The sequence below is a fragment of the Vibrio sp. SBT000027 genome (assembly GCF_963894355.1).
Lineage (GTDB): Bacteria > Pseudomonadota > Gammaproteobacteria > Enterobacterales > Vibrionaceae > Vibrio > Vibrio splendidus.
In genome coordinates, this window is the sequence record NZ_CAWQGD010000004.1 from 281,920 (window position 1) to 307,596 (window position 25,677).

Here is a 25,677-nt window from a genome sequence, read left to right on the forward strand (position 1 = left end):
CTCCGCTTTTTTGTGTCTGCTATTTAGAGTTTCACAGGTAAGAGATCCCGAACTCACTCGTTCCTCGCTCTTGGGGATGACGGACTAAAACAAAACTCACATTGAACCGTCATTCCCTAGACTGACGAAGGGAGGATTAGGGAATCTCTATTCGTACCATGCTATAGGCAATAAAAAAGGATTGACGTTAAACGCCAACCCTTCAAAATTTACTCGTTACTCGTTACTCGTTACTCGTTACTCGTTACTCGTTACTCGTTACTCGTTACTCGCTTAGTGTGGGTCTTCCGACCAACCATCGCTATCTGACATGTCTGGTGCGCCAGCGATGCTGTTCTCTTCGTCTGCCCATTCACCGAAATCAATCATCTGACATTGCTTACTGCAAAACGGGCGGTGTGGGCTTTGTTCGCCCCATTCAACGTCGGCATTACATTGAGGGCATTTAACGATGGTGATTTTTTTCGACATAGTGATTCTTAATTAGAGGGTATTGTAAGAAAGAGTTTAGGCTCGAGTGAGGGCTCAAGCCAAACTATAAAAGGAAATTAATTAGCTGCAGACAGCCAATTCAAATTCGATGTCTTGAGTGCAGGCTTGTCCTGTTTCAAAGCTCATGAACTTAACGGCAAAACGGTTTTTATGCCCAGAGATCATCGGGTAGGCACCGTATTGCATTGGAATAGAAAGGCGAAGGATATTCGCTTCATCAGCATCGCTCTGGAAGAAGCCAGCGCGAGCAATTTGCTCTTTAAAGTGACCAGTCTCTCTGGTGAGCTTTAACCATAGTGTTAGAGCTTCATACAGAGGCTGTAGGCTATCCATCCAAGCTTTGGCATCTCGCATTCTCTTATCGAGAGGAAGATGCAGCCAATAATGCAGTGCGGGTAAATCAAAGCAGCATGAGCCACCTGGCAAATTAAAGCGTTGACGTATGGCACTCAAGAAGCGATCTTCTTTAAGTGACTGCCCAAAACGCTCCGCCTGCATCAGTTCACGATAGATGTTACTAATATCGTTGAGTAGTGAAGTTAGCATCTCTTGATCGACACCTTCAACATCTAACCAGCTTTTGTAGGTTACACGCTGCTTCTCAATATCTTTTGCAAGTTCACTCTTAAGTTGGATCTGTTCGAAGATTTCAATCAGATCAAAGATGGAACGGAAAAAGAGTTGATACTGTTGAGCATCGGAAAATGTAGAAGACAAGTGCAGCTGCCTCAAGAGTGATTCAACTCTTAAGTAGATGCGTGTTTTCTCATTTAGAGGATGTTCAAATTTGTGGGTGATCATCGAGCAAACCTTCATTCAACATTATTCTATTCTGACCCATCTACAGTACTGATTGCCAGATACTTTTGATGTAAATCTGTGATTTGAGGCAAAAGTTCTTGGTTTTTAGTATGGTTTTTAATCACGTCATCTGCAACTGCTAAGCGTTGTTCTCTTGAAGCCTGTGATTTTAAAATTGATGCAACTTGTTCCCTAGAAACATTATCACGACTCATCGTACGCTCTATTTGCACTTCTGTTGGCACATCAACGATTAATACGCGATCGGCCATACCTTGCATTTGGTTTTCAACCAATAGCGGTGCGACTAATAAACCATAAGGGGATGTGACTTTAGACAGGTCACTGTCAATTTTGTTACGGATCATGGGATGAAGCAGGTCATTGAGCCATTGTTTCTCTGTGGGATCCGAGAAGATTAACTCACGCAGCTTACTTCGGTTGAGTGCTCCATCTTCAAGTAAGATAGCCTCACCAAAATGGTCGGTAATTTGCTTTAAGCCGTCACTGCCCACTGCAACGACTTCGCGTGCAACGATATCAGCATCGACAATATCAATATTAAAATGCTCATTGAAGAGGTTAGCAACGGTGGTTTTTCCACTGGCGATACCACCGCTTAATCCGATAATGATTGCCATGGTCAAATTCCTAGTACAGAAGTGAAATACCAGCCCATGATGTCGCTGCCCCACATCAAACTCACCCAACCCGCAATCGCAAGGTAAGGTCCAAAGGGAAAGGCTTTATCTATGCCTTGCTGTTTCAAGCGAAGTTGAATCAAGCCGAAAACTAAACCGACCAGCGACGACAAAAGAATGATCATTGGTAGGTGCTGCCAGCCAAGCCAGGCGCCAAGTGCAGCCAGAAGTTTGAAGTCGCCGTAACCCATGCCTTCTTTGCCTGTTAACAGCTTGAACAGCCAATAAACCGACCAAAGTGCTAGGTAGCCTGCCATTGCGCCAATTACGGAATCTTGAAGAGATACTGGGCTGATATTAAACAGAGCTAACGCGATACCAGACCAAACTAAAGGCAAGGTAATTTGATCAGGCAACAGCATAGTATCGAGATCGATAAAGGTTGCGGTAATCAATGCAAACGTGAAAAAAATCAAAGCAATGGCGTAGTAACTGAAACCAAAGTGGCTCGCGACTACGGTACAAAGTATCGCAGTAAGCAGTTCGACCAATGGGTAACGAGCGCTGATTGGGTTAGCACAGCTATGGCACTTGCCCTTTAAGAACAACCAACTTAATACTGGAATATTGTCGATGATTCTTAATTGGGTTTTACATTTCGGGCAGGTAGAACGAGGAATGCTGAGATTAAACTTTCCCTCTGGTGCTGGAATTTTATATTGAGAGAAATACTCCGAGCACTCTTGTTGCCACTCTCGTTCCATCATTATCGGTAAACGGTGTATGACTACGTTGAGGAAGCTGCCGATAAGAAGGCTAAAAATGAAAGCTAATACGGGGAATAGCCAAGGATAGTAGTGAAATACTTCCATAGTGTCCTTTACCACTTAATCAAGGTGAGCAGAGGTTGGCTGCTCATGGGTGTTTAGTTGCTTTTAACTATCCTAACACACTCATAAGATTAAAGATCGGTAAGTACATCGCGACAACAAGTCCACCAACTACGGTGCCTAAAAATACGATGATCAGTGGCTCTAGAATCTTACCTAGGTTATCGACGGTGTTGTCTACTTCGAATTCGTAAATGGAAGCGACTTTATTGAGCATATCATCAAGATTTCCTGATTCTTCACCAATCATCACCATCTGCAAAACCATCTCTGGGAAGGCATTGGTATTGCGCATTGCAATGTACATCGGCATGCCTGCGGCAGTTTCACGGTGAACCTCGATGATGGCCGATTCATAATGCAGGTTGCCTGCGGTTTTAGCCGTTGTTTTAAGGCTGGTTAAAATAGGAATTCCTGAACTGAAACTGGTTGAAAGTGTTCGGCTGAACTTTGCAATCGATGCCTTGGTGATGACAGCACCCAAGATAGGAAAGCGTAAGCCAAGGCGACTGGTTGAAAGTCGAATCGAGTAGGAGCGCTGACGCAGTTGCTGAAAAGACAGAATTAATAAACCAATACCGATGGCAGTATAGAAACTGTAAGCCTGCATCCAATGGGAAAGATAAAGCACTTGCTGGGTGAACCAAGGTAAGTCTGCTCCAAAGCCTGAAAACATCGATTCAAATTCCGGAATGACCATGGTCAGCATTAAGTAGGAAACGGTAAGAGCGACCGCAACAACCATTGCAGGATAGATGAGTGCCTTTATAACTTTGGATTTTAGTTGCTCACTCTTTTCACGATAGGTCGCCAAGCGTTCGAAGACTTGTGCAAGGTTGCCAGAAAGTTCGCCTGTCGCGACCAAGTCGGTATAGAGGTCATCAAAGTGGCGGCTTGCGGTTCGCATCGCTTTTGAGATTGGCGTGCCGGCTTCTACACCTTTGCAGATGTGCGATAAAATCGATTTCATTTCTGCTTTGCGGTGATTGTCTGACACCAGCTTGATGGCTTGCACGATCGGCACACCAGTCGCCAACATGGTAGCCAGTTGGCGAGTCAAAATAGTGATGTCTTTGGCTTTGACTCGATGGGTTAAACGAGTGATTGCTGAGATGCTTTTCTTTTTGATTTTCTTAATCTGAATGTGTTGTTCTTTGAGCTTCTCCCGCACTTCTAATTCGGTGAGCGCTAAGCTCTGCCCTGATACTTTCTTGCCAGAACTATTAATTCCCTTCCAATGGTAGTTTTTTAGTTGTGATTGTTTGCTTTTACTACTCATTTTCGCTCCGTGAATTATAGGTATAGAACACGTTGTAGCTCTTGATAGCTGGTGGTGCCTTCAAGCAGTTTATCTAGCCCAGATTCTTGTAAAGTTCTCATGCCTTCTCGACGTGCCAAGTTTTCAATGGCTAACGCGTTCGGTTTGTCTATCAGGCTATTTTTCAGTTGGTCGCTAAACGGCATGACTTCATAGATACCGACTCGCCCCGAGTATCCCTGATTACACTCATTACACCCTTGTGAGTTGGCTTTGTAGATGATTTGGCTATTGGGAATAGAGTGGCGTAGAAATATATCAGGTGAGTCATCAGCGGCTTTACAGTGGTCGCACAATCGTCTTGCCAGTCGTTGGGCGATAATCAGGCTTAATGATGAAGCGAGGTTGAAAGGTTCTATCCCCATATGAGAGAGGCGAGTCACGGTTTCTGCTGCAGAATTGGTGTGAAGTGTCGAAAGCACTAAGTGGCCTGTTTGCGAGGCTTTTATCGCGATCTCTGCGGTTTCTAAATCTCGGATCTCTCCGACCATCACCACATCAGGATCTTGTCGTAAAAATGATCGCAGCGCCTCAGCAAATCCAAAGCCGATCTTAGGCGTCACTTGTACCTGATTGATGCCACACAGGTTGATTTCAACAGGGTCTTCGGCTGTTGAGATGTTGCGTTCAGTGGTGTTGAGTACGCGAAGGCCAGTATAGAGAGAAACCGTTTTACCGCTGCCGGTTGGACCGGTCATTAAGATCATACCTTGCGGGCGTTTCAATGCATTAAGGTAGAGTGCTTTTTGATCCTCGCTGTAACCGAGCTTATCGATATCGAGATTGGCAGCGCTGCTGTCTAAAAGACGAAGAACGATCTTTTCTCCCCATAATGTTGGCAGTGTAGATACACGCATATCAATCGCCAGTTCGTCGTTTAAACGTAATTTAATACGACCATCTTGAGGCAAACGACGCTCGGCGATATCGAGTTTGGCGAGAATCTTCAGGCGAGCCGATAGACGACGACTTAAGTGAGAAGCGGGCTGTTGGATCTCGACAAGGATGCCATCGCAACGTAGACGTACGCGGTAGTTTTCTTCATAAGGTTCGAAGTGGATATCCGATGCGCCTTTACGTGCTGCATCGACTAGAATCTGATTGATAAAGCGACTGACAGGGGAGTCATCTTGGCTGAGGTCTTCAATCGAAGTTATCTCGTCGTCAGATATCTCAACAAGGTTGGCTAGCTCATCTTGGGTGATCTCTTTACGTTTCGAATCTTGCCCGGAAATAGAACGGCCATACAGCTTTCGTATTGCACCTTCTAGTTCAGAGTAGTTAGCGACAACTAACTCAATCTGCAATCCGGTCGCGAATCGAAAGTCATCTTCAGCTTGTAAGTCGGTCGGGTCGGCCGAGGCAAGTGTGAGAGTGGAGCTAGAAACAGATATTGGGATAGCGCGATACTTGGTTATAAGCTCACGAAGCCCTAATTGCTCACACAAGGTCTCGTAGTCAGTACTGGCTAGTTGTACTAACGGTAAACCGAAAATGGTTTTGATGTTATTTGCTAAGGAATCGCCGGTGAAGAAATCAAGAACGAGCAAAGCTTCAGGCGTAGAAACACCGGAAGCATGTACATGTTCCGCAACGGCTTGTTCCTGAGTCAGGCTAAGTAAGTCAGCCTGACGGAGAACGGTTGGGAGATTCGTTAGCATTACTTACAAGTCTTAGGGAGTAACTCAGAAGGAATATTATCGTTTCCTGTTGGGGACTTGCATTCCCATGCACCTGTAACAGCTGTACGCGTAAGAGTGAATTTTTTAGTAGAAACTAAACTACTTACTCCATCACTAACCGAATTACCGAAAGTAAAGGTAATAGCGCCTCCGTCAGTGTTATCTGTTCGTGAAAATCCAACAGTTCCGAGTGGCATTTCAGGGCTTCCAAGTTTGCTTGGTGTTTCTTCATTGCTACCACTAGGGAAGAGCCCATTCTCTACCGTATGAGCTTCTACGTTTGTTTTAATACCAGTAAGAGTAGCAAGAGCAGAGGCTACTTCAGATTTGGCTACATATTTTTGATATTGGGGCATTGCTATTGCTGACAGTACTCCAATCACAGCCACTACAATCATCAATTCAATCAGCGTAAAGCCTTTCTGATTTGTTCTTTTGTTTTTGTTTTTCATTGTTCTATTCCATTGTTTAGTTTGTTTCAGCGCAAGCACTGGTTGATGGAAAGAATAGAAGTCGAGATGGGGAAGTGGAATGGTGTTCAGGTTTGGCCGCGAGTGGTTTCGTGTTTATTAGTGTGGTGTTTCATATGGCGCGCAAAATTATGCGACCAACTTAAATAAGTGATTGAAATACTGATAATTTAGGTAATAAAAAAGCACTGTTATCAACAATGCCTTTGACGGAAATATATTTACTATTCAGTTAATTACGCTTTAAATCTCATGGATAGGTCCATCGCTTTTAGATGCTTAGTCAGTGCACCTACCGAGATGTAATCAACACCCGTTTCAGCGAACTCTGCGATAGTGTCGAGAGTGACGTTACCTGAGTTTTCTAATGCAGCGCGGCCCGCATTGATTTTAACCGCTTCACGCATCATGTCTGTGGTGAAGTTGTCTAGCATGATGATGTCTGCGCCAGCGCTGATCGCTTGCTCTAGCTCTTCTAGGCTTTCAGTTTCAACTTCCACAGGTTTACCCGGGTTAAGCTCTTTTGCTGTCGAGATAGCTTTTTCAATACCACCACAGGCGATGATGTGGTTTTCTTTGATTAGGTAAGCATCAAAAACGCCAATACGGTGGTTGAAACCGCCACCACAAGCAACAGCGTATTTTAGTGCGCTGCGCAGGCCTGGAATTGTTTTACGAGTGTCTAGCAAGCGGCATTCTGTGTGCTTAACTTTGTCTGCGTAGATTGCTGTTGTAGTCGCACAACCCGATAGCGTTTGAATGAAGTTCATTGCATTACGCTCACCGGTTAATAGTGCACGTGCTGGGCCAGTTAAGCTACAAAGCGTTTGGTTTGGTTCAACTTTGTCGCCATCTTCTACGTTCCACTCGATAGTGACTTCACCGCCCAACTGTTTAAACACTTCATCAGCCCAAGCTTTACCACAGAACACACCGTGCTCACGCGTAATGATGGTTGCGCTGTTGATTGCGTCTGCTGGGATTAGACTTGCCGTGATATCAGCCGCTGGATCTAAAGTTCCGCCTAGATCTTCTTTGATGGTCTCAGCCACTGAGCGAGTGATCTCGAGAGGCAGTTGCTCTTTTAAGTAGTCAAGGCGTTGGTGGCTGTTATGTGTGTTTTTCATCGCAAATCTAATCTTGAAAGGGAGTGGGAATGGAATGATACTCTTGCTTAACTTCAAATTAAAGAGGCTAGCGTGACTGCTCTATGGGTAAGGTCACATCTTATTGTGCTAGCAGAAAAGAAAGTGAGACCAAGATGACGATCAGCTTCAACGGATGGTATGACAACGCTCGGCATGTTCCTTCCCCGTATTTTGATGTTAGACCTAGCGTCGACGATATCTCTCTGCTGGTGGTTCACAACATTAGTTTACCTCCGGGGCAATTTGGTGGGCCTTACATCGAACAGTTTTTTACGGGCAAACTTGACCCAGAAGAGCATCCATTTTTTCAGGTGATTCACCAAATGGGTGTGTCTGCACACTGCTTGATTCGTCGTGATGGTGAGGTTGTGCAGTTTGTTTCGTTCCTTGATAGAGCTTGGCATGCTGGCCAGTCCAGCTTTGCCGGCCGTGAAAGGTGTAATGACTATTCGATTGGTATTGAACTGGAAGGCAGTGACTTTGTGGCTTACACCGAGCAGCAGTATCAAGCGCTTACCCAATTAACGGAAACACTGGTATCGAGCTTCCCTCAAATTACCACTGAACGAATCACAGGCCACCAATATATTGCGCCTCTGCGCAAAACCGATCCTGGCTTGGTTTTCGACTGGCAGAAATTTAAAGAAAAGCTCAAGGGCTAAGCCTCAACTATAGATAGCCTTACTGCTGTTAGGCGTTGAATAGTCAACGCCTGGCATAATGACTTGTGAATTTTTGTTGTTGCTATGTAAAGAAAGTGGTGGAGAGGAGAGCATCAATAAATCGAGAGTGTGACGAGCTTATCAAACGCTAATTTATTAAAACTTATGAACAGAATTTCCATCCTAAATGTGCGCTTGGTTTGATTTTTAAACAAGTGGCACTAATCTTTCTGAAACAATTCATTTTTATCCTGAAACTTTCTAGCACGAAACCTCCCCAAAAGTATTACCCCTGTAAATGGTAAGACCAATTTGGTTGCTGTTTTAAATTTCATTTGTTAAATCATGGTTAATTCATGCTGTGTTCTATGATGCAGGTCAATTTTGCACTGGACAGTGGCGTTTTAATTATGTTAATTTCTGCCCAACTTAAAATTGGTATTACCAATTGTCAGCGAAGAAAAAGAAGAACAACAAACTATGGCTTATCAAAGGATTCGTCAGCCAAAACTCTCGGACGTCATCGAACAAGAGTTAGAAAGGTTGATAGTGGAAGGAACACTGGCTCCAGGGCAGCAGTTGCCGCCTGAGCGCGAACTAGCGAAACAGTTCGATGTGTCTCGTCCTTCAATCCGAGAAGCGATACAACGTTTAGAAGCAAAACGCTTGCTTACTCGCCGTCAAGGTGGAGGTACGTTTGTTAGCGAAAATATCTGGAAAAGCTTTTCAGATCCTTTGCTTAATTTGTTGTCGTCCCATTCTGAAACCCAACTAGACTTGTTGGAATCGCGTCATGCGATGGAAGGGATTTCGGCTTACTTTGCGGCATTGCGTGGCACTGATGAAGACTTTGCTCGAATTCAAGCATGCCAAGAAAAAATTCGCGGCGCGCAAGATAAGGGTGATATTGAAGCCGAATCTGCAGCAGTGATGGCTTTTCTTATTGCTTTAACAGAGGCAGCGCACAATGTGGTGTTATTACACATTGTTCGTAGTTTGGCTCCGTTACTCGAACAAAATGTCTTAGAAAATTTAAAGCTGTTGCATCGTCGTAAAGACGTTGTGGAGAAAGTGAGTATACATCGAGCTAACATTGTAGATGCGATCGTTTCAGGGCAGCCAGAACAGGCGCGTGAAATGTCACATTCTCATTTAGCTTACATCGAAGAAACATTGATGGATTTGACCAAAGAAGAATCGCGCCGCGAACGTTCTTTACGTCGAATTCAACAGGGTAAATAGCCGTAATACTTCGGCTATTTACGTGTTTAGTAGAATCCAACTAACAAAAAGGATAGATCGCCATGTCTGACATGAAGCATGACGTTGATGCTCTGGAAACTCAAGATTGGTTAGAAGCTCTTGAGTCAGTAGTACGTGAAGAAGGTGTAGAACGTGCACAGTTTTTACTAGAACAAGTTCTAGATAAAGCGCGTTTAGATGGTGTTGATATGGCTACAGGCATCAACACAAACTACATCAACACAATTCCAGCAGCACAAGAGCCAGCTTACCCTGGTGACGTAACTCTTGAGCGTCGTATTCGTTCGATTATTCGCTGGAACGCAATCATGATTGTATTGCGTGCTTCTAAGAAAGACCTAGACCTTGGTGGTCACATGGCTTCTTACCAGTCAGCTGCAGCGTTCTACGAAGTATGTTTCAACCACTTCTTCCGTGCTCCAAACGAGACAGACGGTGGCGATCTAGTTTATTACCAAGGTCACATCTCTCCAGGTATCTACTCTCGTGCATTCGTTGAAGGTCGTCTAACTGAAGAACAGCTAGATAACTTCCGTCAAGAAGTTGATGGTAAAGGTATCCCTTCTTACCCGCACCCGAAACTGATGCCTGAGTTCTGGCAGTTCCCTACTGTATCTATGGGTCTTGGTCCGATCTCTGCGATCTACCAAGCGCGCTTCCTTAAGTACCTTGATGGCCGTGGCCTGAAAGAAACTTCAGCGCAACGCGTATACGCGTTCCTAGGTGACGGTGAGATGGATGAGCCAGAATCACGTGGTGCTATCTCTTTCGCTGCGCGTGAGAAGCTAGACAACCTATGTTTCCTAATCAACTGTAACCTACAGCGTCTAGACGGCCCTGTAATGGGTAACGGTAGCATCATCCAAGAACTTGAAGGCCTATTTAAAGGCGCAGGTTGGAACGTTGTTAAAGTTATCTGGGGTAGCAACTGGGATTCACTACTGGCTAAAGACACGACTGGTAAGCTTCTTCAACTAATGAACGAAACTATCGATGGTGACTACCAGACATTCAAATCTAAAGATGGCGCATACGTACGTGAGCACTTCTTTGGTAGGTACCCAGAAACAGCTGCACTAGTTGCAGACATGACTGATGACGAAATCTTCGCTCTTAAGCGTGGTGGTCACGATTCTTCTAAACTGTTTGCTGCATTCAACAATGCACAAGAGACAAACGGTAAGCCAACTGTAATCCTAGCTAAAACTGTTAAAGGTTACGGCATGGGTGATGCGGCTGAAGGTAAGAACATTGCACACGGTGTTAAGAAAATGGACATGACTCATGTTCAACACCTACGTGATCGCCTAGGCCTAGAAGACCTTCTTTCTGATGAGAAAATCACAGAGCTTCCTTACCTGAAGTTAGAAGAAGGCACGCCTGAGTACGAATACATGCACGCTCGTCGTAACGCTCTTCACGGTTACACGCCTGCACGTCTTCCTAAGTTTACTCAAGAGTTCAAGGTTCCTGAGCTAGACGCATTCGCACCTCTACTAGGTGAGCAGAAGCGTGATATCTCTACAACTATGGCTTATGTACGTACGCTAAACATCCTTCTTAAAGATAAGAACATTGGTAAGAACATTGTTCCTATCATCTGTGATGAAGCTCGTACATTCGGTATGGAAGGTCTATTCCGTCAGGTTGGTATCTACAACCCACACGGTCAAGAATACACACCTGAAGATAAAGGCATCGTTTCTTACTACAAAGAAGCAACGTCTGGTCAAGTTCTTCAAGAAGGTATCAACGAACTAGGTTCTATGGCTTCATGGGTTGCTGCTGCAACTTCATACAGCACAAATGATCTACCGATGATCCCGTTCTACATCTACTACTCAATGTTCGGTTTCCAACGTATTGGCGACATGGCTTGGTTAGCAGGCGACCAACAAGCTCGTGGCTTCCTACTAGGTGCTACTGCAGGTCGTACAACACTGAATGGTGAAGGTCTACAGCACGAAGATGGTCACTCGCACATTCAAGCGAACACGATCCCTAACTGTATCTCTTACGACCCAACGTTTGCTTACGAACTAGCGGTAATCATGCAAGACGGTATCCGTCGCATGTACGGTGAGAACCAAGAGAACGTTTACTACTACCTAACAGTAATGAACGAGAACTACGCAATGCCAGCAATGCCAGAAGGCGCTGAAGAAGGCATTCGTAAGGGTATCTACAAACTTGAATCTCACGCTGGTGCTAAGGGCAAAGTTCAACTAATGAGCTCTGGTACTATCATGAACGAAGCGCGTAAAGCCGCTGAAATTCTAAGCGAAGAGTACGGCGTAGCATCTGACGTATTCTCTGTAACGTCGTTCAACGAACTAACTCGTGACGGCCAAGCGGTAGAGCGTGACAACATGCTTCACCCAGAAGCTGAAGAGAAAGTACCGTACATCACGACTGTTCTTGGTAAAGAACCTGCAATCGCAGTGACTGACTACATGAAGAACTACGCTGAGCAAGTACGTGCGTACATGCCAACTGAGTCTTACAAAGTACTTGGTACAGATGGTTTCGGCCGTTCTGACAGCCGTGCAAACCTACGTCGTCACTTCGAAGTTAACGCTGGCTACATCGTAGTTGCAGCTCTAACTGAACTGGCTAAACGTGGTGATATCGAGAAGTCTGTAGTTGCACAAGCAATTGCTAAGTTCGATATCGACACTGAAAAAACTAACCCGCAATACGCATAAGACTGGCATTAAGGTAGGTAAATACAATGACAATCGAAATTAATGTACCAGACATCGGTGCTGACGAGGTTGAAGTAACTGAGATTCTTGTAAACGTTGGCGACAAGGTTGAAGAAGAGCAGTCACTGATCACTGTTGAAGGCGACAAAGCTTCAATGGAAGTTCCTGCGTCTCAAGCGGGTATCGTTAAAGAAATCAAGATTTCAGAAGGTGATTCTGTTTCTACTGGTTCTCTTATCATGATCTTCGAAGCGGAAGGTGCTGCAGCAGCACCGGCTGCGCCAGCAGTTGAAGCGGCGGCACCAGTTGCAGCTGCTCCTGCAGCAGCTGAGCTTAAAGAAGTTCACGTTCCTGATATCGGCGGTGATGAAGTTGAAGTAACTGAAATCATGGTAGCTATTGGCGACGCAGTAGAAGAAGAGCAATCTCTTCTTACTGTTGAAGGTGACAAGGCTTCAATGGAAGTTCCTGCACCATTCGCTGGTATCGTTAAAGAAATCAAGATCGCTTCTGGTGATTCAGTATCTACTGGTTCTCTAGTAATGGTATTTGAAGTGGCAGGTTCTGGCGCTCCAGTTGCAGCAGCTCCTGCTCCAGCGGCAGCACCAGTTGCAGCGGCTCCAGCAGCATCTGCTGAGAAAGAAGTGAACGTTCCTGATATCGGTGGCGACGAAGTAGAAGTTACTGAAATCATGGTAGCGGTTGGCGATACAGTAGAAGAAGAGCAATCTCTAATTACTGTTGAAGGCGACAAAGCTTCAATGGAAGTGCCTGCACCATTCGCTGGTACAGTAAAAGAAATCAAGATTGCAGCTGGCGACAAAGTGTCAACAGGCTCTTCAATCATGACTTTCGTTGTTGAAGGCGCAGCTCCAGTAGCAGTAGCGGCTTCAGCTCCAGCACAAGCAGCAGCTCCGGCAGCCGCACCTGCTCCTAAAGCAGAAGCAGTAGCTCCAGCAGCTGGCGACTTCCAAGAGAACGGTGACTACGCGCACGCTTCTCCAGTTGTTCGTCGTCTTGCTCGCGAATTTGGCGTTAACCTTTCTAAGGTTAAAGGTACTGGTCGTAAGAGCCGTGTCCTTAAAGAAGACGTTCAGTCTTACGTTAAAGATGCACTTAAGCGTCTAGAGTCTGGTGCTGCAGCATCTGGCAAAGGCGGCGACGGTTCTGCTCTTGGTCTACTACCGTGGCCAAAAGTTGACTTCAGCAAGTTCGGCGAAACTGAAGTTCAGAAGCTTTCTAAGATTAAGAAGATCTCTGGCGCTAACCTGCACCGTAACTGGGTAATGATCCCGCACGTTACACAGTGGGACAATGCAGACATCACTGAGCTAGAAGCATTCCGTAAAGAACAGAATGCAATCGAAGCGAAGAAAGACACTGGCATGAAGATCACTCCACTTGTGTTCATCATGAAAGCTGTTGCTAAAGCGCTAGAAGCATTCCCTGCATTCAACTCGTCTCTTTCTGACGATGGCGAAAGCATCATTCTTAAGAAGTACGTAAACGTGGGTATCGCAGTTGATACACCAAACGGCCTAGTTGTTCCTGTTTTCAAAGACGTGAACAAGAAAGGTATTTACGAGCTATCTGAAGAACTAATGGTTGTTTCTAAGAAAGCACGCTCTGGTAAGCTAACAGCAGCAGACATGCAAGGCGGTTGTTTCACAATCTCTAGCCTTGGTGGTATTGGCGGTACTGCATTTACTCCAATCGTAAATGCTCCAGAAGTAGGTATCCTAGGTGTATCTAAGTCTGAGATTAAGCCAGTTTGGAATGGTAAAGAGTTCCAACCACGTCTACAGCTTCCACTGTCTCTATCATACGATCACCGCGTGATCGATGGTGCTGAAGGTGCACGCTTCATTACTTTCCTAAACAGCGCACTATCTGACATTCGTCGTCTAGTACTGTAATTGAGAAAGTAATTATTAAGGTGACTTTCGGGTCACCTTAATTCTTTATATAAAGACTATTTTTAGAGAACAGTTTCCGGCATTTCTCATAAACTGCGGGGGAATTGTTGTCTAGCTCACAGGCTAACTTAAAGCTACTTTCACACTGTTAACATCTCTGTAAAATGTTTCCTGTTTGAAAGCCCAATAATTTTAAGAACATCTACTCAGCCTGTTAGGGATAATGACTACAAGAGGTCACAATGAGCAAAGAAATTAAAGCCCAAGTTGTTGTACTTGGTTCAGGTCCTGCTGGCTACTCAGCGGCATTCCGTTGTGCGGATTTAGGTCTAGAAACAGTACTAGTTGAACGTTACAGCACTCTTGGTGGTGTATGTCTAAACGTTGGTTGTATTCCATCAAAAGCACTTCTTCACGTATCTAAAGTAATTGAAGAAGCAAAAGCGATGGCAGAGCACGGCGTTGTATTCGGCGAGCCACAAACGGACATCAACAAAGTTCGTATCTGGAAAGACAAAGTAGTTGATCAACTGACTGGCGGTCTTGGCGGTATGGCTAAGATGCGTAATGTTACTGTTGTTAACGGTTTCGGTAAGTTTACTGGTCCTAACAGCATCGAAGTTGTTGGCGAAGAAACGACAACAATTAACTTTGATAATGCAATCATTGCAGCGGGTTCTCGCCCAATCAAACTTCCTTTCATCCCACATGAAGACCCACGTATTTGGGATTCTACGGATGCACTAGAACTAAACGAAGTACCAGAAAAACTGCTTATCATGGGCGGCGGTATCATCGGTCTTGAGATGGGTACGGTTTACCACTCTCTAGGTTCTAAAGTTGAAGTTGTTGAGATGTTCGATCAAGTTATCCCTGCTGCGGATAAAGACATCGTTAAAGTCTTCACTAAACGCATCAAGAACAAGTTCAAGCTAATGCTTGAAACTAAAGTGACTGCTGTTGAAGCGAAAGAAGACGGTATCTACGTTTCAATGGAAGGCAAAAAAGCACCAGCTGAAGCTGAGCGCTACGATGCTGTTCTTGTTGCTATCGGTCGTGTTCCAAACGGTGCACTTATCGACGCTGAAAAAGCGGGTATCGAAGTTGATGAGCGTGGTTTCATCAATGTTGATAAGCAAATGCGTACTAACGTTCCTCACATCCACGCGATCGGTGACGTTGTTGGTCAACCAATGCTTGCTCACAAAGGTGTGCATGAAGGTCACGTAGCTGCTGAAGTTATCTCTGGTAAGAAGCACTACTTCGATCCTAAAGTAATTCCATCAATTGCGTACACTGAGCCAGAAGTTGCTTGGGTAGGTAAGACTGAGAAAGAAGCGAAAGCGGAAGGCCTGAACTACGAAGTTGCTACTTTCCCTTGGGCTGCTTCTGGTCGTGCAATCGCTTCAGACTGTGCTGACGGTATGACTAAGATGATCTTCGATAAAGATACTCATCGCGTAATCGGTGGTGCTGTTGTTGGTACTAACGGTGGTGAACTTCTTGGCGAAATCGGCCTAGCAATCGAAATGGGTTGTGATGCAGAAGATATCGCTCTTACTATCCACGCTCACCCAACTCTACACGAGTCTGTTGGTCTAGCTGCGGAAGTATTCGAAGGTTCAATCACAGACCTTCCAAACAAAAAAGCAGTAAAAAAGAAGAAGTAATTCTTCTTTAGCCACTCGCTAATGTTTTTAAAAGCCGCTGATTCGTCAGCGGTTTTTTTATATCTGAAGTAAGGAACAGGAACGTTTCACTCCGAGATGCGAGTACGCTGCGCTCGGGATGCGAAGAGCGATTATATACGACAAAAAAGGGTTGACCGATTAGGCCAACCCTTAAATTATTTACTCGAATCTACTTATAAATGCACAGCATGTTCAAGTAACTATCCGTTAAGCTTGAAAGCTCTTCTGGCGTTTCTACACGTTTCGCTTGAATGAACAGTGAGTAGCAGATGCCGTGGAATAGGTTCGCTAGATGTTTAGGATCGTGATCGTCGCAAACTTCGCCGCGTTCGATCGCTTTACTAAACATGTTTTGTACTAACATTTGGTTAGTGCGGTTGGTGGTTACGAATAGAGGCCATACTTCATCACGAGTCGAAGCGCTCCATTCAAACCATACGTTCAACCAATGGCTATCGTGAGCCACTAACGTCACCATTTCAGTCGCAATATTATGTAGGTTTTGTTTTGCGTGAATATCCAGATCGATATTGTCTGAAAGGAAGTTAGAGAATTGGCGTACAACGTGATTTAGTACTTCATCAACCAAATCTTCACGGGTCGGGAAGTAGTTAAATACGGTTGCTACAGACACCTGAGCGATGTCTGCAATATCAGCGTGTCCACCACGACCGATACCGCGGCGAGAGAATACCTCAAGAGCGATTTCCATCAATTGAAGTTTTCTTTTTAAAGGTGAAAGCCTAGTTCTAGGTCTCTTAGATATTGAGTCCATTTTATTTTCCTTGCCAACGAAATTTTTATATTAATGATTTTATTATTATTTAAGCCAAGATGAGTGTAATGGTGCATATGCGAATGGTCAATCCTTTGAGCTTGTTTTATAGACAGTTACATCAAACTTGATACATAAAGCGTGATCAGGATTGATGTGAAAGGAAGCGAGTATTGGATAGGGCATCAGCGCACATTTAATTGAGAATCTCACAGTAAATTAGAACCATAAGGTGGTGTGGGTATTTGAGCAGTGCTAGACTTACTCACAAAATTGAGCGACACAACTGACGAAACTGTCAACATTCGTCGCAATCACCAAATAAAATGAGAGCAGTATGAAGCATACAGTTGAAGTCATGATCTCTGAGCAAGAAGTTCAGGATCGAGTGAACGTACTAGGCAAGCAGATCACGGAGCACTATAAAGGCAGTGAAGATCTAGTTTTAGTTGGCTTATTACGTGGATCTTTTGTCTTTATGGCGGATCTTGCTCGTGCTATCGATTTAACTCACCAAGTTGATTTCATGACCGCGTCTAGCTACGGCAACGGCATGGAAAGCTCACGTGACGTTCGTATTTTGAAAGACCTTGATGATGATATCCAAGGTAAAGATGTTCTGCTTGTAGAAGACATTATCGATACAGGTAACACACTGACTAAAGTGAAAGAGATTTTGAGCCTACGTGGCCCTAAATCTATCGAAATCTGCACGTTATTAGACAAGCCTTCTCGCCGTGAAGTGATTGTCGATACAAAGTGGATTGGTTTTGAGATTCCTGACGAGTTCGTTGTTGGTGTTGGTATCGACTACGCACAAAAATATCGTCACCTACCGTACATCGGTAAAGTAGTACCTCAAGAGTAATCACTGCTCTGGAAGAAAAACAATAAAGGCTCGCACAATGCGAGCCTTTATTATATCTACTGGTTAGACGTTAAAGGTTAACCAAGAGTTGGAGACGATAGGATTTTTTCAAGCGCTTCTAAGTGACTATTTTCTAACGTGTCATTACTTGAACAACGAACGCCAAGGTCTTGTAGCTTGCCGTTACCAATACCATAAACTACGCCGTGGATTTCAATATCTTGTCCACGTTCCCATGCGGTTTGCATGATGGTTGAGTTACCAAGGTTGTAGACTTGCTCTGCAACGTTAATTTCGCACAACTTGTCACCCCATTGTTCACGAGGTAGAGATTCAATTTGCTTACGGTACTTAAGGTAGTTATCGCGAATGTGGAGTAGCCAGTTGTTGATAAGGCCAAGTTTAGGGTTATCAATCGCTGCATTAACACCACCACAGCCATAGTGACCGCATACAATGATGTGTTTAACTTTGAGTACGTCAACGGCGTATTGCACAACGGATAAGCAGTTGAGATCGGTATGAACCACTTGGTTTGCTACATTTCGATGAACAAACAGTTCGCCAGAATACAAACCAGTGAGACGCTCGGCCGGTACTCGGCTATCAGAGCAGCCAATCCATAGAAAGCCAGGGCTTTGCCCTTCTTCAAGCGTTGTAAAATACTCAGGTCTTTGAGATCGAATTTCTTCAGACCATTTAGAGTTGTTTTCAAAAAGCTGTTTAATCTCTGGCATTTTGCGTCTTACATCCCTTCATTAAGAATTGTAACTATACACAATGTTACAAATTCAATCCCGTAAAAACTGCGTCAACACGTACTCATCTGACGTGTTCTAGTCGTTAAGATCATTAACTTAGCACAGAAACTACTATCTGGTTATAAGTCATGAATAATGTGATTGAATTAACACTTTCTGTCTGATTAACTCATTTGTTAAAGTGATAAGGTTTGTCATTTTCATCATCAGGAAGGTGTGTTTTGTTTGGAAGTCGTTTTGCGGATATCAGTCTCAAAGGAGACATGTTTGGCGGTGTAACCACAGCCATCATTTCATTGCCTTTAGCGTTGGCATTTGGTGTTGCGTCTGGTGCGGGCGCGGAAGCTGGCCTTTGGGGCGCCATCATGGTTGGCCTATTTGCCGCACTGTTTGGCGGCTCAAGCAGTTTGATATCAGAGCCTACCGGGCCGATGACGGTGATCATGACAGCTGTGATGACAAGCATGGTGGCCAAATATCCTGAAACCGGAATGGCAATGACTTTTACCGTAGTCATGATGGCGGGTGCTTTTCAGATATTACTTGGTACCTTAAAGCTCGGAAAATACGTTACTTTGATGCCATATAGCGTGATTTCTGGGTTTATGTCGGGTATCGGCGTTATTCTGATTATCTTGCAGTTATCACCATTGTTAGGACATGCGGCTCCATCTGGCGGGGTGATGGGCACGCTTTCCGCATTACCTGATACGTTAGCCCATCTGAAAATAAGCGAACTGTTTTTAGGGGCATTAACACTCGGTATTCTGTTTGGCTTTCCGGCTAAATATCGTAAGTATGTGCCCGCTCAACTGGTTGCTTTGGTTGCTGTCACCCTTTTATCCGTCATTATTTTCGATACCGACTCTATTCGCCGTATTGGTGAGATCCCTGCTGGTTTACCCTCTCTCGTTATTCCGACAATCAGTTCTGAACAATTTACGACCATGGTTATTGATGCCTTGGTGCTGGGTACGTTGGGTTGTATTGATACGCTTCTGACTGCGGTTATCGGAGATTCACTGACTCGTAAAGAACATGATTCAGATAAAGAACTTCGTGGCCAAGGCATCGCGAATATGATCTCTGGTTTGTTTGGTGCGCTACCCGGTGCGGGCGCAACCATGGGTACCGTAACCAATATTCAGGTGGGTGCTCGCTCTCCACTTTCTGGTGTTATTCGAGCCTTAGTTTTGGCATTGGTGGTATTGGTTGCTGGTGGCTTAACCGAACCGATCCCTATGGCGGTATTGGCTGGCATTGCGATGTATGTTGGTTTCAATATTCTTGACTGGAGCTTTATCCAGCGAGCACACAAGGTGAGTTATGCCGGCATGGGCGTAATGTACGGCGTGATGCTGTTGACTGTGTTTGTTGACTTGATTATTGCTGTCGGACTGGGTGTTTTTATCTCGAACATCCTGATTATTGAAAGATTGAGCCGAGAGCAAGCCAGACAAGTTAAGGCGATCAGTGATGGTGATGATGAAGACGATATCCCATTGACCGATAGCGAACGTCAGCTACTGGATAGTGCCAATGGTAAAGTGCTGTTCTTTTACCTTTCTGGGCCAATGATATTCAGTGTTTCAAAGGCGATTTCACGTCAGCACTCTAGTATCTCTGATTACGAAGCGATGATTCTAGATCTGACAGATGTGCCTATGATTGATGTGACGGTTGGGCTTGCACTAGAAAATGCGATTAAAGATGCGTTGGATGCGCAGTGTGAAGTGTACTTGCTGTGTCCGAATGAGAATACTCGTCAGCAGCTAGAGAAATTCCACGTGCTTGATCTTGTGCCGGAATCCAACACTTACCGATTCAGATATGAAGCTCTGACAGCTGCAACAAGCTATGTTGATAGAGATGAACATCAATTTGAGTCAGTCTAATTTTCAGCAATAATCTGACATGAATTAGTTATAGACGCCAAATCTAGTATTGGTGATTAATGCCGTTAAGTGAATAACTTAACGGCATTTTTATATTTGCTGAACACTGAATTGGTCTTCACATAGCCAATATTCTTGTTCGCTTTCGAAAGAAACCCTCACTCGGTATTTGTATTAATCGTTAATCAACGATAAACTTGTTTGCAAAATGGCCGAGTAAACAAGTTTGGGTTAGTTTTCTGCTAGCTCGTTTTAAGCATTACTCTCTTCCTCAAGCTCGGTCATCAACATCTTATCTATAGCAAATGGCAGTCTATCTCTATGTATGCATTAGAAATTGAGCAATTAAGAAAAACTTATGCAGGGGGCTTTGAGGCTCTTAAAGGCGTTAGTTTACAAGTAGAAAAAGGCGATTTTTACGCTCTGCTTGGTCCAAATGGTGCAGGTAAATCAACCACCATTGGTGTTATCTCTTCACTGGTTAACAAAACTTCAGGCAAGGTTAAAGTGTTCGGCTACGACATTGATACCGATCTGGAGTTGGCGAAACAGAACTTAGGTCTAGTGCCTCAAGAGTTTAACTTTAACCCGTTCGAAACCGTTGAGCAGATCGTACTACAACAAGCGGGTTATTACGGTGTGCCAAAAGCACTGGCGAAAGAGCGAGCGAAAAAATACTTATCTCAGCTCGATTTGTGGGAAAAGCGTGGCGAACGTGCACGTAACTTGTCTGGTGGTATGAAGCGTCGTTTGATGATCGCACGTGCGCTGATGCATGAGCCTCATTTGTTGATTCTTGATGAGCCAACGGCGGGCGTTGATATTGAACTGCGTCGTTCAATGTGGGGGTTCCTGAAAGAGATCAATGAGAAGCAGGGTATTACCATTATCTTGACGACGCACTACCTAGAAGAAGCGGAAATGTTGTGTCGTAACATTGGTATCATCAACCGTGGTGAGCTGATCGAGAATACAACAATGAAGTCGCTGCTGGGTAAGTTGAGTGCAGAGACCTTTATTCTTGATCTTGAAGAGGGCGCCACTGAACCTAAACTTGAAGGTGTGAATAGCCAAGTGATGGTTAATGGTTCGCTAGAAATCGAAATCGACAAGAACCTAGGTTTGAATACCATCTTTGCTCAATTGAGTGAACAGCAGGTGAAAGTCCTCTCTATGCGTAACAAAGCAAACCGTTTAGAAGAGCTATTTGTGAGTATTGTCCGTGAGGGGAGTAAATAATATGTACAGCCTATATTGGACCGCTTTCTGTAGCTTGTTGACCAAAGAGATCAATCGCTTTACTCGTATCTGGGTGCAAACGCTTGTCCCGCCAGCGATTACCATGACGCTGTATTTCATCATCTTTGGCAACTTGATTGGTGCGCGTATTGGTGAAATGAACGGCTTTAGTTACATGGAATACATTGTTCCCGGCCTGATCATGATGTCGGTGATCACTAACTCATATTCCAACGTTGCTTCGTCGTTTTTTAGTGCCAAATTCCAGAAGAACATTGAAGAGCTGCTTGTAGCGCCAGTTCCTAACTACGTGATCATTGCTGGTTTCGTAATGGGCGGTGTGGTGCGTGGCTTGTTAGTGGGTACCATAGTCACCTTCGTATCGCTTTTCTTTGTCGACCTGCAAGTTGACCATTGGGGCGTGATTATTGCGACAGTATTTCTAACGTCGGTTGTGTTCGCTCTGGGTGGCTTAATCAACGCTGTATTTGCACGCACGTTTGACGATATCTCTATTATCCCGACCTTTATTTTAACGCCGATGACGTACCTTGGTGGTGTGTTTTACTCGATCAGTCTATTGCCTGAATTTTGGCAAGGTGTGTCGAAACTGAACCCAATTGTGTACATGGTTAACGCGTTCAGATATGGCTTCTTAGGCGTGTCTGATGTGGGGATTGTAACGTCGTTTGGTGTATTGGGTGTGTTTATCGTAGCGCTGTATGGCGTTGCACACTACCTAGTGACTAAGGGGATTGGCTTACGTAGCTAACCTTTGATTAATCTAAGTAACAGGTAAAGAAAAAGGTCGATATAACATCGACCTTTTTTATGTTTTGCGTTTGGTGTTCTTGTTTTGCGTTAAGAGCAGAAGCCGACTATTCAGCCGTTTCTTCTTTTAATTCTTCTTTTGTTTCCGTAACCAAATCTAGAACTTGGTTATCGATAAGACGCGTCTTACCTAGGAAAGCTGACATCAGAATCACAGCTTGAGTCGTTTCTGACGTGATCGCTTGCAGCGTTTTCGCATCACAGATAAAGATCTCATCCGGTTGTAAGTCAGCTGCGCGTAGCTGGTCAGTCGCATCTTCAATCACTGACGCGTAATCATCGCGGCCACCACGAATAGCGCTACTGATCCAACGCATAGTGCGCGCTAGAACTGGAGCTCGTTGACGCTCGTCAATCGTTAGGTTGCTATTGCGAGAGCTCATAGCCAAGCCATCCATTTCACGAACGGTCGCTACACCGACAACTTCAATGTCTAACGCTAAATCTGTTGTCATCTGGCGAATAACAGCAAGTTGCTGAAAGTCTTTCTCACCGAAGCATGCAAAGTTTGGCTGAACGATATTAAACAGTTTAGCGACAATCGTTGATACGCCGCGGAAGTGACCTGGACGAGACGCGCCTTCAAGCATGTGAGATATGCCTGGAACTTCAACAAACGTCTGTTTATCTAATCCATCTGGGTACATGACTTCTGGTGTCGGTGTAAACACGAGCTCAACACCTTCGGCTGTTAACTTACTTAAATCAGCTTCTAACGTACGAGGATAGTTGTTCAAGTCATCAGTACGATCAAACTGCATCGGGTTAACAAAGATGCTTACCACAACAATATCAGCCAGTTCACGAGCTTTCTTGACCAGAGTCAGGTGACCTTCATGCAGGTTTCCCATTGTCGGGACAAAAGCAACCGTACGTCCATCACGCTTAAACTGTTTAATCTGCTCACGAAGAGCCGCTATTTCAGCAAAAGTTTGCATAGTTACTCCTAAGCGATTGTATGAGCATCATCAGGGAAACGTGCGCTCTCTACTTCTTCTTTGTATAGAGCGACGGCTGTACGCATATCACCTGTTTCAGCTAGGAAATTCTTAGAGAATTTCGGCATGTAGTTCGCAGAAATACCGAACATGTCATGCATAACCAAGATCTGACCATCGGTAACATTACCTGCGCCGATACCGATAACGGGTACGTCACAAGCTTCTGTAATTCTTTTTGCCAATGAAGCGGGCACACATTCAAGGAGAACGATTTGAGCACCTGCGTTTTGCAGTGCTAGAGCGTCAGCAACCATTTTGTCGGCTTGCTCGTCGTCACGACCTTGCACTTTGTAACCACCAAAAATGTTCACAGACTGAGGCGTTAAGCCTAAGTGTGCACATACTGGTACTGCACGTTCTGTTAGCATCTTCACAGTATCAACCAACCAGCTTCCGCCTTCGATTTTTACCATGTTCGCACCAGCACGCATCAAGGTTGCTGCGCTCTCAGAGGCTTGCTCTGGCGTTGCGTAGCTCATGAAAGGCATGTCAGCCATAAGAAGACAGTTTGGGCTACCTACGCGCACTGAGCGAGTATGGTAAGCAATGTCTTCAACGGTTACTGGTAATGTGTCGTTATGGCCTTGTAGAACCATACCCAGTGAGTCACCGACAAGCAGAACTGGCATTTCTTGGCTTTCGAATAACTGAGCAAAGCTCGCATCATAAGCTGTCGACGTCGCGAATTTACGGCCTTCACGTTTGCATTTGATCAGGTCGTTAATGGTTACTTTTTTCATTGGTTTTCCTTAATGCGCTTGGCTATTATTGCCAAACATTGAGCCCGTTCTTATCAACTATTTTGAGTAGTTCTGTCAGCTCAGTCCCATCAGGGAGTTGTAAACTTGGTGCGATTTCAGCAAGCGGGTAAAGTACAAACTCTCGTTCTTTCATTCCGTAATGAGGAACGATTAAGCGCTCTGAATCGATCACCTCATTGCCGTATAACACAATGTCGAGATCCAAAGTTCTTGGCCCCCAACGCTCGTCTTTACGGACGCGCCCTTGCTCTAGCTCGATCTTTTGAGTGCAATCAAGCAGTTCAATTGGCGTTAATTCGGTTTGGATTGATACTACCGCGTTGATGTAGTCAGGTTGGTTTTGCGGCCCCATTGGAGTGCTACTATATAGCTGAGAGGTCGCAATAAACGTTGTTCGCGGTAGGCTTTTTAGCGTTTCGATAGCCAAATTTGCTTGGCTAACTGGGTCGGCAAGGTTGCTGCCGACCGCAATATAAGCCGTTATCATTCGGACTGCTTACTCTTTTTGTTTCGGTAAGTCTTACGGCGACGATGGCCTGATTTTGATGGTGCTGCAACGTCGTTAGCCATCGCTTGACGCATGTTGCGGCCTGCGGTCTGATAACGCTCCCACCATTTTGCTAGTTCTTTGGTTTCGCCACCCTCAATCTCGCCACGCATTTCTAGGAAGTCGTAACCAGCACGGAACTTATTCAGTTCCATAAGACGAACAGCACGTTTACCGTTACGACGAGGCAGTCGTAATTGCAGTTGCCAAACTTCACGAACGGTCGCCGTGTGACGACGAGGAATAGCAATAGACTTAACTTGTTGGTCAAGAATGATGTTGCTCGCTTCCATGATCGCATCGTAATGCGCCATACCCTGCTCAGCGACAAGCTTGTCTGCAAGCTTGTTCATTGGGTACCAAAGAATCGCTGCAAACATAAATGCAGGGTTTACTCGCTTGCCATCTTCGATACGAAGATCGGTTGAGTCGAGTACTAAGTCAAGCATCTGCTCTGTATGAGAGTCGTAACCTTCAGTGAAGTGCTCTGCAATTGCAGGGAACATCTGTTGGAACAGATTGTATTCACGCATTAGGTGATAGGTTTCTAAACCGTGACCTGATTGAAGTAATTTCAGAGACTCTTCGTAAAGGCGCGCTGCTGGGATATCTTTTAGCAGGTGTGCCAGCTCTTCGATAGGGTCTGCTGTGTCTTCTTCAATATCGAAATCCAGTTTAGCGGCGAAACGCATCGCGCGAAGCATACGTACCGGGTCTTCACGGTAGCGAGTTTCTGGATCGCCAATTAGGCGGATCAGCTTATCTTCTAAATCTTCCACACCACCCGCGTAATCGTGAATGCTGTAGTCTGCAATGTTGTAGTACATCGCATTAATAGTGAAGTCACGACGCTCTGCATCTTCATCAACATTGCCGTACACGTTATCGCGTAGCAGCATGCCTTCATCAGATTGCGCAGATACGTTTTTCGATGGCTCTTGGTGGTGGCCACGGAAAGTTGCCACTTCAATGATGTCACGACCAAACATGATATGTGCTAAGCGGAAACGGCGACCGATAAGGCGACAGTTTCTGAAGAGGTTTTTGATTTGTTCTGGTGTTGCGTTGGTCGCAATATCAAAATCTTTTGGCTGTGAGCCTAATAAGATATCGCGAACACCACCACCGACTAGAAATGCGTCAAAACCCGCACCATTCAGGCGATATAGCACTTTTAGTGCGTTGTCGCTGATCTGCTTGCGTGAAATATTGTGCTCTTGACGAGTATATATATTCAGAGCTAATTCGTGGAATCCGCGTTGTTCGCTTGGGGTATTGTCGTTTGTATTCATTAGTTTAGAACAAAGTAGGTATCGCCAA

Annotated in this window: 23 protein-coding genes; 9 read left to right on the forward strand and 14 right to left on the reverse strand. The window is 44.8% G+C overall.

Annotated elements, in window-relative coordinates:
• Nucleotides 1–273 precede the first annotated feature (273 nt).
• From yacG to nadC, 8 genes are all read right to left on the reverse strand, one after another.
• Entirely contained in the window at nt 274–471 is a 198-nt protein-coding gene (gene yacG, locus AACU28_RS11315; RefSeq protein WP_004735515.1) for a DNA gyrase inhibitor YacG, read from the reverse strand.
• Between the two features lie 81 nt (nt 472–552).
• Nucleotides 553–1,293, reverse strand: a complete 741-nt coding sequence (gene zapD / locus AACU28_RS11320) for a cell division protein ZapD (RefSeq protein ID WP_017087400.1) — start codon at nt 1,291–1,293, stop codon at nt 553–555.
• 26 nt (nt 1,294–1,319) lie between these two features.
• Nucleotides 1,320–1,934 (reverse strand): dephospho-CoA kinase, encoded by a 615-nt coding sequence (coaE, locus tag AACU28_RS11325; RefSeq protein ID WP_108192748.1) that lies wholly within the window; start codon nt 1,932–1,934, stop codon nt 1,320–1,322.
• A 2-nt stretch (nt 1,935–1,936) separates the two neighbouring features.
• Nucleotides 1,937–2,806, reverse strand: a complete 870-nt coding sequence (locus tag AACU28_RS11330; protein WP_121602950.1) for a prepilin peptidase — start codon at nt 2,804–2,806, stop codon at nt 1,937–1,939.
• 67 nt (nt 2,807–2,873) lie between these two features.
• Nucleotides 2,874–4,103 (reverse strand): type II secretion system F family protein, encoded by a 1,230-nt coding sequence (locus AACU28_RS11335; protein WP_102291214.1) that lies wholly within the window; start codon nt 4,101–4,103, stop codon nt 2,874–2,876.
• 14 nt (nt 4,104–4,117) lie between these two features.
• Nucleotides 4,118–5,803, reverse strand: coding sequence for a type IV-A pilus assembly ATPase PilB (gene pilB / locus AACU28_RS11340; protein WP_121602951.1), 1,686 nt, complete (start codon nt 5,801–5,803; stop codon nt 4,118–4,120).
• A complete protein-coding gene (locus AACU28_RS11345) occupies nt 5,803–6,276 on the reverse strand; it encodes a pilin (RefSeq protein ID WP_121602952.1) in 474 nt (157 codons plus the stop codon). Before AACU28_RS11345 ends, pilB begins: the two co-directional genes overlap by 1 nt.
• 254 nt (nt 6,277–6,530) lie before the next feature.
• Nucleotides 6,531–7,421, reverse strand: coding sequence for a carboxylating nicotinate-nucleotide diphosphorylase (nadC, locus tag AACU28_RS11350; RefSeq protein ID WP_061022514.1), 891 nt, complete (start codon nt 7,419–7,421; stop codon nt 6,531–6,533).
• An 83-nt stretch (nt 7,422–7,504) separates the two neighbouring features.
• Here nadC and ampD point away from each other — a divergent pair, with 83 nt between their 5' ends.
• The 5 genes from ampD to lpdA all read left to right on the forward strand — a co-directional run bounded on the left by ampD (nt 7,505) and on the right by lpdA (nt 15,658).
• A complete protein-coding gene (gene ampD / locus AACU28_RS11355; protein WP_017087406.1) occupies nt 7,505–8,104 on the forward strand; it encodes a 1,6-anhydro-N-acetylmuramyl-L-alanine amidase AmpD in 600 nt (199 codons plus the stop codon).
• Nucleotides 8,105–8,584: 480 nt separating this feature from the next.
• Nucleotides 8,585–9,346: a pyruvate dehydrogenase complex transcriptional repressor PdhR gene (gene pdhR / locus AACU28_RS11360; protein ID WP_009847596.1), complete on the forward strand. Its 762-nt coding sequence runs from the start codon at nt 8,585–8,587 to the stop codon at nt 9,344–9,346.
• Between the two features lie 62 nt (nt 9,347–9,408).
• On the forward strand, nt 9,409–12,072 hold the full coding sequence (gene aceE / locus AACU28_RS11365) for a pyruvate dehydrogenase (acetyl-transferring), homodimeric type (protein WP_121602953.1): 2,664 nt from the start codon (nt 9,409–9,411) through the stop codon (nt 12,070–12,072).
• Nucleotides 12,073–12,098: 26 nt separating this feature from the next.
• Complete coding sequence (aceF, locus tag AACU28_RS11370) at nt 12,099–13,988, forward strand: pyruvate dehydrogenase complex dihydrolipoyllysine-residue acetyltransferase (RefSeq protein WP_121602954.1); 1,890 nt, start codon at nt 12,099–12,101, stop codon at nt 13,986–13,988.
• Between the two features lie 242 nt (nt 13,989–14,230).
• Entirely contained in the window at nt 14,231–15,658 is a 1,428-nt protein-coding gene (lpdA, locus tag AACU28_RS11375) for a dihydrolipoyl dehydrogenase (RefSeq protein WP_004735450.1), read from the forward strand.
• A 190-nt stretch (nt 15,659–15,848) separates the two neighbouring features.
• On the opposite strand, the gene AACU28_RS11380 is transcribed toward lpdA, so the two are convergent.
• The gene (locus tag AACU28_RS11380; RefSeq protein WP_017079965.1) at nt 15,849–16,454 is read right to left on the reverse strand and encodes a LuxR/HapR/OpaR family quorum-sensing transcriptional regulator; all 606 of its coding nucleotides are present in this window, start codon (nt 16,452–16,454) and stop codon (nt 15,849–15,851) included.
• 337 nt (nt 16,455–16,791) lie between these two features.
• Here AACU28_RS11380 and hpt point away from each other — a divergent pair, with 337 nt between their 5' ends.
• Nucleotides 16,792–17,322 carry a hypoxanthine phosphoribosyltransferase gene (gene hpt / locus AACU28_RS11385; protein ID WP_004735452.1) on the forward strand — a complete coding sequence of 177 codons (531 nt, stop codon included), beginning with the start codon at nt 16,792–16,794 and terminating at the stop codon, nt 17,320–17,322.
• 77 nt (nt 17,323–17,399) lie between these two features.
• On the opposite strand, the gene can is transcribed toward hpt, so the two are convergent.
• Nucleotides 17,400–18,059 (reverse strand): carbonate dehydratase, encoded by a 660-nt coding sequence (gene can, locus AACU28_RS11390; protein ID WP_004735453.1) that lies wholly within the window; start codon nt 18,057–18,059, stop codon nt 17,400–17,402.
• Between the two features lie 287 nt (nt 18,060–18,346).
• On the opposite strand from can, the gene AACU28_RS11395 reads away from it, so the two are divergent.
• From AACU28_RS11395 to AACU28_RS11405, 3 genes are all read left to right on the forward strand, one after another.
• A complete protein-coding gene (locus tag AACU28_RS11395) occupies nt 18,347–19,978 on the forward strand; it encodes a SulP family inorganic anion transporter (RefSeq protein ID WP_029222729.1) in 1,632 nt (543 codons plus the stop codon).
• Nucleotides 19,979–20,299: 321 nt separating this feature from the next.
• Nucleotides 20,300–21,217 carry an ABC transporter ATP-binding protein gene (locus AACU28_RS11400; RefSeq protein ID WP_017087409.1) on the forward strand — a complete coding sequence of 306 codons (918 nt, stop codon included), beginning with the start codon at nt 20,300–20,302 and terminating at the stop codon, nt 21,215–21,217.
• Nucleotide 21,218: 1 nt separating this feature from the next.
• Nucleotides 21,219–21,989, forward strand: coding sequence for an ABC transporter permease (locus AACU28_RS11405; protein ID WP_121602955.1), 771 nt, complete (start codon nt 21,219–21,221; stop codon nt 21,987–21,989).
• A gap of 106 nt (nt 21,990–22,095) precedes the next feature.
• On the opposite strand, the gene panC is transcribed toward AACU28_RS11405, so the two are convergent.
• From panC to pcnB, 4 genes are read right to left on the reverse strand one after another with little or no spacing between them, the layout of a single operon-like run.
• Complete coding sequence (panC, locus tag AACU28_RS11410; RefSeq protein ID WP_017079968.1) at nt 22,096–22,986, reverse strand: pantoate--beta-alanine ligase; 891 nt, start codon at nt 22,984–22,986, stop codon at nt 22,096–22,098.
• 8 nt (nt 22,987–22,994) lie between these two features.
• Nucleotides 22,995–23,789, reverse strand: a complete 795-nt coding sequence (panB, locus tag AACU28_RS11415) for a 3-methyl-2-oxobutanoate hydroxymethyltransferase (protein WP_121602956.1) — start codon at nt 23,787–23,789, stop codon at nt 22,995–22,997.
• A 25-nt stretch (nt 23,790–23,814) separates the two neighbouring features.
• Nucleotides 23,815–24,297 (reverse strand): 2-amino-4-hydroxy-6-hydroxymethyldihydropteridine diphosphokinase, encoded by a 483-nt coding sequence (gene folK / locus AACU28_RS11420; RefSeq protein ID WP_121602957.1) that lies wholly within the window; start codon nt 24,295–24,297, stop codon nt 23,815–23,817.
• Nucleotides 24,294–25,649, reverse strand: coding sequence for a polynucleotide adenylyltransferase PcnB (gene pcnB / locus AACU28_RS11425; protein WP_004735460.1), 1,356 nt, complete (start codon nt 25,647–25,649; stop codon nt 24,294–24,296). Before pcnB ends, folK begins: the two co-directional genes overlap by 4 nt.
• Nucleotides 25,650–25,677 lie beyond the last annotated feature (28 nt).